Origin of the sequence: Paenibacillus thalictri, from assembly GCF_004307995.1 — a bacterium.
Classification (GTDB): Bacteria; Bacillota; Bacilli; order Paenibacillales; family NBRC-103111; genus Paenibacillus_AF; species Paenibacillus_AF thalictri.
Genome location: NZ_SIRE01000057.1, coordinates 1 through 8,886 on the forward strand (window position 1 = coordinate 1; position 8,886 = coordinate 8,886).

General features: G+C 51.2%; 10 protein-coding genes. All 10 read right to left on the bottom strand.

What is annotated here, in order from left to right; genetic code table 11:
* Positions 1 to 277: 277 nt before the first annotated feature.
* Positions 278 to 478, bottom strand: coding sequence for a hypothetical protein (locus EYB31_RS39665; protein WP_131019105.1), 201 nt, complete (start codon positions 476 to 478; stop codon positions 278 to 280).
* A 412-nt stretch (positions 479 to 890) separates the two neighbouring features.
* Positions 891 to 1,790, bottom strand: coding sequence for a GTPase Era (gene era / locus EYB31_RS39670; RefSeq protein WP_131019106.1), 900 nt, complete (start codon positions 1,788 to 1,790; stop codon positions 891 to 893).
* A gap of 42 nt (positions 1,791 to 1,832) precedes the next feature.
* Positions 1,833 to 2,231: a cytidine deaminase gene (gene cdd, locus EYB31_RS39675; RefSeq protein WP_131019107.1), complete on the bottom strand. Its 399-nt coding sequence runs from the start codon at positions 2,229 to 2,231 to the stop codon at positions 1,833 to 1,835.
* A gap of 44 nt (positions 2,232 to 2,275) precedes the next feature.
* Positions 2,276 to 2,974 carry a diacylglycerol kinase family protein gene (locus EYB31_RS39680; RefSeq protein ID WP_131019108.1) on the bottom strand — a complete coding sequence of 233 codons (699 nt, stop codon included), beginning with the start codon at positions 2,972 to 2,974 and terminating at the stop codon, positions 2,276 to 2,278.
* Positions 2,971 to 3,492, bottom strand: a complete 522-nt coding sequence (gene ybeY, locus EYB31_RS39685; protein ID WP_131019109.1) for an rRNA maturation RNase YbeY — start codon at positions 3,490 to 3,492, stop codon at positions 2,971 to 2,973. Before ybeY ends, EYB31_RS39680 begins: the two co-directional genes overlap by 4 nt.
* Positions 3,493 to 3,514: 22 nt before the next feature.
* Positions 3,515 to 5,692 carry an HD family phosphohydrolase gene (locus tag EYB31_RS39690; RefSeq protein WP_240763232.1) on the bottom strand — a complete coding sequence of 726 codons (2,178 nt, stop codon included), beginning with the start codon at positions 5,690 to 5,692 and terminating at the stop codon, positions 3,515 to 3,517.
* Positions 5,693 to 5,787: 95 nt separating this feature from the next.
* Positions 5,788 to 6,750, bottom strand: a complete 963-nt coding sequence (locus tag EYB31_RS39695; protein ID WP_170318316.1) for a PhoH family protein — start codon at positions 6,748 to 6,750, stop codon at positions 5,788 to 5,790.
* 47 nt (positions 6,751 to 6,797) lie between these two features.
* Complete coding sequence (gene yqfD / locus EYB31_RS39700; protein WP_131019111.1) at positions 6,798 to 7,979, bottom strand: sporulation protein YqfD; 1,182 nt, start codon at positions 7,977 to 7,979, stop codon at positions 6,798 to 6,800.
* A 15-nt stretch (positions 7,980 to 7,994) separates the two neighbouring features.
* Complete coding sequence (gene yqfC, locus EYB31_RS39705; RefSeq protein ID WP_131019112.1) at positions 7,995 to 8,273, bottom strand: sporulation protein YqfC; 279 nt, start codon at positions 8,271 to 8,273, stop codon at positions 7,995 to 7,997.
* Positions 8,274 to 8,548: 275 nt separating this feature from the next.
* A partial coding sequence (locus EYB31_RS40570; RefSeq protein WP_165452326.1) for a hypothetical protein occupies positions 8,549 to 8,886 on the bottom strand: 338 nt, incomplete at its 5' end.

Sequence of the window (8,886 nt, forward strand, 5' to 3'; positions counted from 1 at the left end):
ACGTTCCGATAAAGCCTTGCTCTTTTTTTCACGGTTTATCCGCCCATTTCACTCATTTACTTCTACTATACCAAATTCTGCTAACCTGACAACATTGGGCGCTGCGCCCTGGACCCGCCTTCGGTGGAGGGGGTGATGTGCCGCTTGAGCCGCGCCTTTGGTGTGCCTGCTTATCGCTTCGCTTAAGCTTGGCACCACCGGCGTCTTACTTTTGGCGCGATGATGCTTGGCGGGACTACGTGCCTCTGGTGCCAGCGTTTGTCCTGCCTTGCCATCGCTAGCGCTTGGCTTTGGCGGGACACGCTTTTGTTGCGGCGCGATGATGCTTGGCGGGACGGCGTGCCTCTAGAACCAGCGTTTTGTCCTGCCTTGCCATCGCTAGCGCTTGGCTTTGGCGGGACACGCTTTTACTTTTGGCGCGATGATGCTTGGCGGGACTACGTGCCTCTAGAGCCAGCGTTTTGTCCTGCCTTGCCATTGCTTCGCTTGGCTTTGGCGGGACACGCTTTTACTTTTGGCGCGATGATGCTTGGTGGGACTGCGTGCTACTAGAGCCATCGTTTGTCCTGCCTTGCCATTGCTTCGCTTGGCTTTGGCGGGACACGCTTTTACTTTTGGCGCGATGATGCTCCGCGGGACAGCCTGCCTCTAGAGCCAGCGTTTTGTCCTGCCTTGCCATTGCTTCGCTTGGCTTTGGCGGGACACGCTTTTACTTTTGGCGCGATGATGCTTGGTGGACGACGTGCCACTAGAGCCAGCGTTTGTCCTGCCTTGCCATTGCTTCGCTTGGCATTGGCCGAACACGCTTTTTTACTGCGGTAATGAGGTGGTTAATATATACTTTCCCCCACAAGGGGATTCCGTGCATAGAATCAGCCTTCAGGATGCGGTTACTCTTCCCGGAAGCCGAGATCCTTCAGGACACGGTCCTGGTTGCGCCAGTCCTTTTTCACTTTGACCCACAGTTCAAGAAAAGTTTTGGAGCCAAGCAGCGCTTCGATGTCATGCCTAGCGCGTCTGCCGACCTCTTTGAGCAAAGCGCCCTGCTTGCCGATCACGATGCCCTTTTGGGAATCGCGCTCAACGTATATGACGGCGGAGATGCGCACCAAACCGTTGGCTTCGGACCGCATGTCTTCGATCGATACGGCAATCGAATGCGGAATTTCTTCGTGGGTTAAGTGCAATATTTTTTCGCGAATCAGCTCGGCGCAAACAAACTGCTCCGGATGATCCGTCACTTGATCGGCGGGGTAATATTGCGGCCCTTCCGAGAAATATTTGATGATTTGCTCCAGCAGCGTGTTGACGTTATTGCCGAGTTTGGCCGAGATCGGCACGATTTCGGCGAATTCATACAACTCTTTATATTGCGCGATAATCGGCAGCAGTTGTTCGGGAACGACCTGGTCGATTTTATTAAGCACCAGGATAACGGGCGTTTTCACCTTTTTGAGCTGCTCGATAATAAACCGGTCGCCCCCGCCGATGCCTTCAGCAACGTCGACAAGGAACAAAACGACATCCACTTCGCTCAGCGAACCTTGAGCGGTTTTCATCATATAGTCGCCCAATTTGGATGTCGGCTTATGAATGCCCGGCGTATCCAGAAAAACGATTTGCGCTTGTTCCGTCGTATAAACGCCGTGAATTTTGTTGCGTGTCGTTTGCGGCTTGTCCGACATGATGGCGATTTTTTGCCCGATCACTTGATTCATCAGTGTCGATTTGCCGACGTTAGGCCTGCCGATAATAGCGGCAAAGCCGGATTTAAATTTGGATTTGCTCATGTTTGATTATGTCCTCCATACAAATGCGCCATAAACGGCGCCTTATAGATCTTCTTCGGTAAACGCTCCCGGCAGCAAAGCTCCCACCGTTGTTTCTTCGATCTCTCCGGACAAGTTGCCCATAAAAACCGGCATGTCCGGCGAACACAGCTCGATCAGCACCTGACGGCATACGCCGCATGGCGTGATCGGCCGGCTTGTATCTCCGACAATAGCGATCGCTTGAAACGTGCGCCGCGGCACGCCGTCGGCAATCGCCCGGAACAGCGCCGTCCGTTCCGCGCAGTTTGTCGGACCGTAAGCGGCGTTCTCAACATTACATCCCAGATGAACGTGCCCGTTTCCATCAAGCAGGGCACAGCCTACTTTAAATTTCGAATACGGCGTATACGCTCGTTCTCTTGCTATTTTAGCGTGATCCAGCAGCTGCTGCTTATCCATTCAGACACTTCCTTTCCGGACAGGCGGAGTTTATAAAGCATGCTTTATTGAAGCAGCAGCCCAGCCAGCAGCGCCGTTCCCGCCCCGATTACAGCTCCGAGCACAAGCGAAGCCAACGTTCGGCTCCGTTTATCGTACAATACAAGCATAACCAAAATCGCCATGGTGTAAGATAATAATATAACTGCAGTATGATTGGCAATCAAGGCGATTACGGAGGCGGCGGCAAATGCAAATGCGGTAAGCAGGCTCGGGCGCACTTTCCAGCGGCTGCCGGCAAAACGCGTTTCAATCACAATAACCGTTAAAATGACGATGGACAGCATAATCCAAATCGTGCCCGACGTCACAGGCTGGCGCTGTACTGTCTTGACCTGGTAAACCAATCTTACAAGCGGATCGTAAAAAACGATCATGCCCGTTACAGCGGCAAAAACCGCAGATACGAGAACGGAAGCTGCGGCGACGTCTTTGGCTATTTTGGCGATCGGGTGCCGATCCGGCATCGCCAGATCGACCGCCTTCTCGATCGCCGTATTAATAAGTTCCGTCACGATCATCAGTGTGACAGCCATCAGAATGAACAATATTTCGGTTTTGGATATATGCACATAGAGGGCCATCAAAAGGACAACGAACGCCGCAAAAAAATGAAATTTCAAATTGCGCTGCGTGGCAAGCGCATATTTAATTCCCTCGTATGCGTAACGAAAGCTCCGCCGCCATTTCTCAGGTTGTTTCAACGCAACAGCCCTGCCTTCTCCAAGATTTCATCTTGTTTGCCGAACATTTTTTTCTCTTCCGCCTCATCCTGATGATCGTAACCGATCAGATGAAGAAATCCGTGCACAAACAGAAATCCCAGCTCGCGTTCAAACGAATGTCCGTACTCTTCCGCCTGCTGCACCGCTCTTTCCACGGAAATAATAATATCGCCGAGCGGTTCCTCGAATTGCCCGTCCGATTCGGATGCATCCTCGGCAGCTTCGTCCGACTCATCCGTTTCATAAACGATTTCCAGCTCATCGTCGCCCATCTCCTGCATCGCAAAAGACAAGACGTCGGTTGGCCGGTCGATGCCGCGGTACTGCTTGTTCAGCCCGTGGATCTCCGCATCGTCCACCAAAGTGAGAGCCACCTCGCCGTCTGTGACCCGCTCGAGTTCTCCGGCGATCTGCAGCAGCTGATTGAGCCTTTCAAACAAACTTTCCGGGATGTCCACTTGATTCTGTTCGTTATTCCATTCCAAGATTAAAGCCATTGTTAATCTCCCTTGTTCCAAATCATGATTTCTGCGGCGCAACATCATTTGGATATTCGATCCTAGAGTGAAAGATGCCAAGCAGCGCCTCGTTTAACGTTTTGGCAATCAGATCGAGTTCCTTAAGCGTCAAATCGCATTCGTTAAATTGCCCGTCGTCCAGACGGCTTTTAATAATTTTGCGGATCATCGTATCGATCTGTTCCAGCGTAGGACTGCGCAGCGAGCGAACCGCCGCCTCAATACAGTCGGCAATGCCGACAATCGCCGCTTCTTTTGTTTGCGCTTTGGGTCCGGGATAACGGAAATCGGCTTCCGCCACTTCCTTGTCTCCCGCCTCTTCGGCTTGCTTCTTAGCCTTATAGTAAAAAAATTGCAGCAGCGTTGTCCCATGATGCTGCTCCGCAATATCCCTCAGCTGCTTTGGAATATTGTATTCGCTGAGCATCTCCACACCGTCTCTGGCATGCGCCACGATGATCGATTTGCTCAGTGCCGGCTCGATCCGGTCATGCGGATTTTCCATATTGGTCTGATTTTCGATAAAATAATTCGGCCGTTTCGTCTTGCCGATGTCATGATAATACGAGCCGACCCGGCACAACAGACCGTTGGCGCCTACAGCTTCGGCCGCAGCCTCGGCCAAATTGCCGACCATAATGCTGTGGTGATAGGTGCCCGGCGTCTCCGTGAGCAGCTTGCGCAGCAGCGGATGATTCGGATTGGACAGCTCGACAAGCTTGAGCGGCGAAAGGATGCCAAATACCGCTTCAAAAAACGGCAGCAAGCCAATCACAAACACCGAAGTTACGAGCCCGCCCGCTACGGCAAAAGACAAGGCAAATATCAGCTCTTTTTTCGTAATATGATCGTCAAGCAGCATAATCGCCCCAACCGCCAGAAGGGCGAATAAAGAAACCATCATACCCGCTCGCAAGATCGTCACCCGCTGACTGGCACGCTGAATGGAAAAAATCGCCGCCAGCGACGTGACGATCGTCACCAAACCAAAGCGGTAGTCAAATAACGCTCCGTGATCCGGATTAAATACGATACTGGACATAATGCCGAATATAACCGCCGAGATAAGAGCCAATTCCGCATCAAGCAGGATCGTTATGAGCATCGCGCCTAAAGCCGCCGGCGCAAGAAATCCGATATACGGGTAATCGAGGCCTTGTCCCAACGAAATAATTTTTAACCCTGCAATATTAACGACGAAAATCAGCAGCAGCATAACCAGCTGCGAATTGTTGCTGCTGATAGGGTTCCGGCTGTTGCGGACAAACATGTACAACCCGGCGATAAACAGCAGCACGAGCAGCCCAAGCCCCATATGAGGCCGATAGTTCGCATCTTCCTTGAGCAAATCCAGCGATTTGAGGCGCTGGTACATATCTTCGGAGATCTTATCGCCTTTTTTGACCAAAATATCGTTTTTGTTAATCATCACAGGTTTGACGATGTCCCGGGCATGTCCCTTCGCGTCGTCGGTCCCCTTCTGATCCAAAAACTTGTTGGGCGTGATCGCAAAACGGATCATTTCCTGCACCAGCTCGCGGCTGATGCTTTTCGTCAAAGTCGAGGCGTTGACGAGCTCGGCCGTTTTGGCGCGCGCCGTCTGGGCGTCCAGCAACTGGTCGTTCATCAGCCGGATTACGATATCTTTGGCGACCGGCTCCATGGCGGCCAGGTCTTCCTTGGCCAGCTTCGGCAGCTTGTAGAACGTTTCTTCAGGTATGCGGTATTCCTGCTCCGCGAGTTTGCTGCGCACCTCTTTGATCAGCGTGTCGGGATATTGGCCGCTCAGTTCCATAGCCCGCAGCTGCTTTTCGACAAAATCATTTTTAATCGTCGGCAGCACGGATCTATATATATTCACCTTATCGTTAACCGCTACCTCGGTATCCGCGTTAAGCTGATTGAGCTTCTCAAATATCGCTTCCACCAAAGTTTCATTTTTCAGCGAGACGATTTTGTATACCGGTCCGACCTTCTGTGCGGCTTCTTCTTTGGCCTTCTCGGTTGCTACCGCATCGGGGATCGGTCCCGGAGCCAATATATCTTTTTCGGCTAGGGAACCAAGCCGGATATCGTACGTTTGCGGCACAACCTGATGCATGAGTGCAAAATAAAATAAGAGCGCAAACGCTAAAAAAAGCAAAAAACGGATGCCCGTGTTAAACTTCCATCCTATCATACGATAACGAAACTTCCCCTGGATCGACATTTCTTGTGTCTTCAAACAGGATCAGCCCTTTCTTTAGCCCAATCAACGGATTTTTTTAAAGCGGGCTATTGGTCTTTGTCTTCGTTGTAGGCGACGATGATTTTCTGGACTAAAGAATGCCGGACCACATCTTCTTCCGCAAACGTAATAAAGCCGATCTCATCTATATTTTTCAAAATGCGCTGCGCTTCCACAAGACCCGACGATTTGCCGCGGGGCAAATCGATTTGCGTTACGTCCCCGGTAATCACCATCTTCGAGCCAAAACCAAGCCGCGTCAGGAACATCTTCATCTGCTCCGGCGTCGTATTTTGCGCTTCATCCAATATAATAAACGAGTCGTCCAGCGTCCGCCCTCTCATATAGGCAAGCGGAGCGATTTCGATAAGTCCGCGTTCCAGCGACTTGACGACCTGCTCGGGTCCAAGCACCTCATTCAGCGCGTCGTACAACGGCCGCAAATAAGGATCGACCTTTTCCTGCAGATCCCCCGGCAAAAAACCCAGACTTTCCCCTGCTTCAACCGCAGGACGGGTCAGCACGATCCGTTTCACTTGGCTTTCCTTAAGCGCCGCTACGGCAAGCACAACCGCAAGATACGTCTTCCCCGTACCCGCCGGCCCGATGCCGAAAACGATGTCTTTTTTCTTGATTGTGGTAACGTATTGCTTTTGGCCGACCGTTTTGACGCGGATCGGTTTGCCTTTGTATGTCGTCGTAATCTCGCCTTTAAACAAATCGAGAAGCTGGTCCGCTTTCATCTGCTTGGCCAGCTCGATTGCATAATTGACGTCGCGCTCATTCAGCGTGTAGTTATTGCGGATAAGTTGCAGGAGCACCTCGAACAATTGCTGCAGCGAGGCGGTTTCCGCCTGCCCTCCTTGAATGACGATCTCTTCTTCGCGGGTGAAGATCTGAGCGTTGATTTCATGCTCAATCAAATGCAGAAATTTATCGCGCGGGCCAAATAACGCCAGCCCTTCCGCCGTATTTTTTAACGCGATTTTGACCGTATGTCCATTGTCGATCAACAGGCCCCTACTCCTCGTCTTTTTCTTTATATGAGAATACTCCGTTACGGAACGATAGGAAGCTCTTCCGTAATGTATTCTTCGACTTCAAAATGCGCTTCCATATAAACTTTACCATTCTCCGTCTTTTCATGCAAAATTTTTTCGCTGACCACCTTCGCATCGCTGCCCGCGGCGGTCAATATTTCGTTCCGCGCCTGCTCTAAACCGTATTGCTTGGCCAATTTCGGATCGACAGGCTGCTCCACCAGCTTTTTCTCCATCACTCTCTCCTTAAGCCAACCGACCGGGAGCGTCCAGTTTCCAAGCTTAAGCTCATGCAGTTCAGGCACCGATTCATATTGCTCAAACGACGGTTTGCCAAAGCCGTACAATTGCAGCGCCCGCCCGCCTATGACCAGATAGAAGCGTTTCTTCACCGCTCCGGTGTATACTTGGTAATAATGCGCAAGCGGGGACTCAATCTGCGGAGTATACCAGACGAGTCCCTTCACTTTGCCGCTGGCTACCACCGCTTGGCGGTTCACATCGTCTCCGATGATTCCAGATATGAGGATGTCCCCTTTGCGGACATAGGTATTCACCTTGACGAGCGGTTTTCCTTTATCTGCAAATATGCTGGTAATCAGCGCGTTTTTCGACGCCACCAAGTGGCGCGGGCTGCTCAGCGGCTTCTGATCGGGGAGTTTGGATTCAACCACCTTAATCACGACGTGTGTGCCGTGTATTTCGACTCCGACCCATGCGGCGTCGGGCAAGGCGCTTTGCAGTTGGCGAGCCAATACGTCGGGATCTTTCAGGCGGTACTTCCACTGCAATTGATAGATCCCCGTCTGCTTGGCGGCCTGCAGAATAGCTTCGGTTGCCATCGTGGCGTTGCCTTCGACACGCACCTGCCAGATGACAGATGAAAGCATGTAAATGCCGATGACAAATCCGATTAATCCTGCCACAAAAAACTTCCGTTTTCCCAGTTTGTCCAGCAAAAAAGGCAGCCCGTAACGGGCCAGCACATGCACGCGGGAGCCTGTCTGCTTCAACAGCGGGCGAAGACGGAAAAAGTCTCCGAGGCTGATATGCAGCCGGACCGACGTCCCTTCGACAAATCCGATATCCCAGACGTTCAGCTGTTTTTGAGCCATCGAGTTAATCAATTCATGAAGCCGGCTTCCTTTAAGCTCGATATGTACGTATCCTCTGATTTTGGTCAACAACGGCAAATTCACTGGTATCCCCTGCCCCTACGGAATATATTTGATTTCGCGGATGACACCCTCGATGAATACTTCTTCGCTTAAAATGGCACGGATCGTCAAGTTTTGCCCGATCACCTCAAGCTGTCCTTTCGTTAAACCCAGCTTCAGCTGTTCGTTGGAAAAATGAATCACTCCGCGGTGATTTTCAATGTAAAGCTGAACATTGCCGACCATCGTAATGCGCGGCAAATCCGTAACGACATCCTGCGGCAGGTCTAGCAGTTTTGCGGTGAAATTGTTAATTTTTTTGGACAAGCTGCGCATGGACTGTAAACCCTCCCGATATTTGTGACGTATGCAGTCCGAAACGATCGTAATAAAGGGAACAAATGCCTGAGGATCGGCTAATTACACTCTATGCGGCAGATGGGAAGATTATGATGCTGTGGAATAACGTCGACGGGAGACGATGATAAAAGATGACTCCAAGCCGATAATCCGGTTAACCGATTCTCTGGTACTACAAAAAACAGCCCCGGCCGGATCGGCCAGGGCTGCTGCATGCTGCGTTTAAGCTTTTGCTTGGGATAAACGCCTCATTATTTTACGTTGACGTCAAATGTGGAGATCACTCCGCTTGGTGCGACGACGTTCACTTTGAAGCTGGTTACGTCGCCTTGAGCGCCAGTGTATTGAATTTTGCCTGTATCGGCGTTGATCGTTACGGCTTTCGGGTTGGTTCCTTCAATATCCGAGATGTAGAAGCTCAGTTTCAAGATATTGTTGTCGTTGTAGCCCGCGCCGTTGTCTCTTACCAGCATGTTGTCGGTCAATTTGCCTTCTTCGTTTTTCGCTCCAGGTGCGCTTTCTGCGACAAATTCGTCGGCAAATTGGTCTTTTACGGTAATTTTCTCAGCCAGCTGCGCATCCCACAGGT

Coding starts and splice junctions, on each gene's coding strand:
- yqfC (WP_131019112.1), bottom strand. CDS start 8,273: ATGCGCAGCTTGTCCAAAAAAATTAACAATTTCACCGCAAAACTGCTA.
- EYB31_RS39665 (WP_131019105.1), bottom strand. CDS start 478: ATGGCAAGGCAGGACAAAACGCTGGCTCTAGAGGCACGTAGTCCCGCC.
- EYB31_RS39690 (WP_240763232.1), bottom strand. CDS start 5,692: ATGATAGGATGGAAGTTTAACACGGGCATCCGTTTTTTGCTTTTTTTA.
- era (WP_131019106.1), bottom strand. CDS start 1,790: ATGAGCAAATCCAAATTTAAATCCGGCTTTGCCGCTATTATCGGCAGG.
- ybeY (WP_131019109.1), bottom strand. CDS start 3,492: ATGGCTTTAATCTTGGAATGGAATAACGAACAGAATCAAGTGGACATC.
- cdd (WP_131019107.1), bottom strand. CDS start 2,231: ATGGATAAGCAGCAGCTGCTGGATCACGCTAAAATAGCAAGAGAACGA.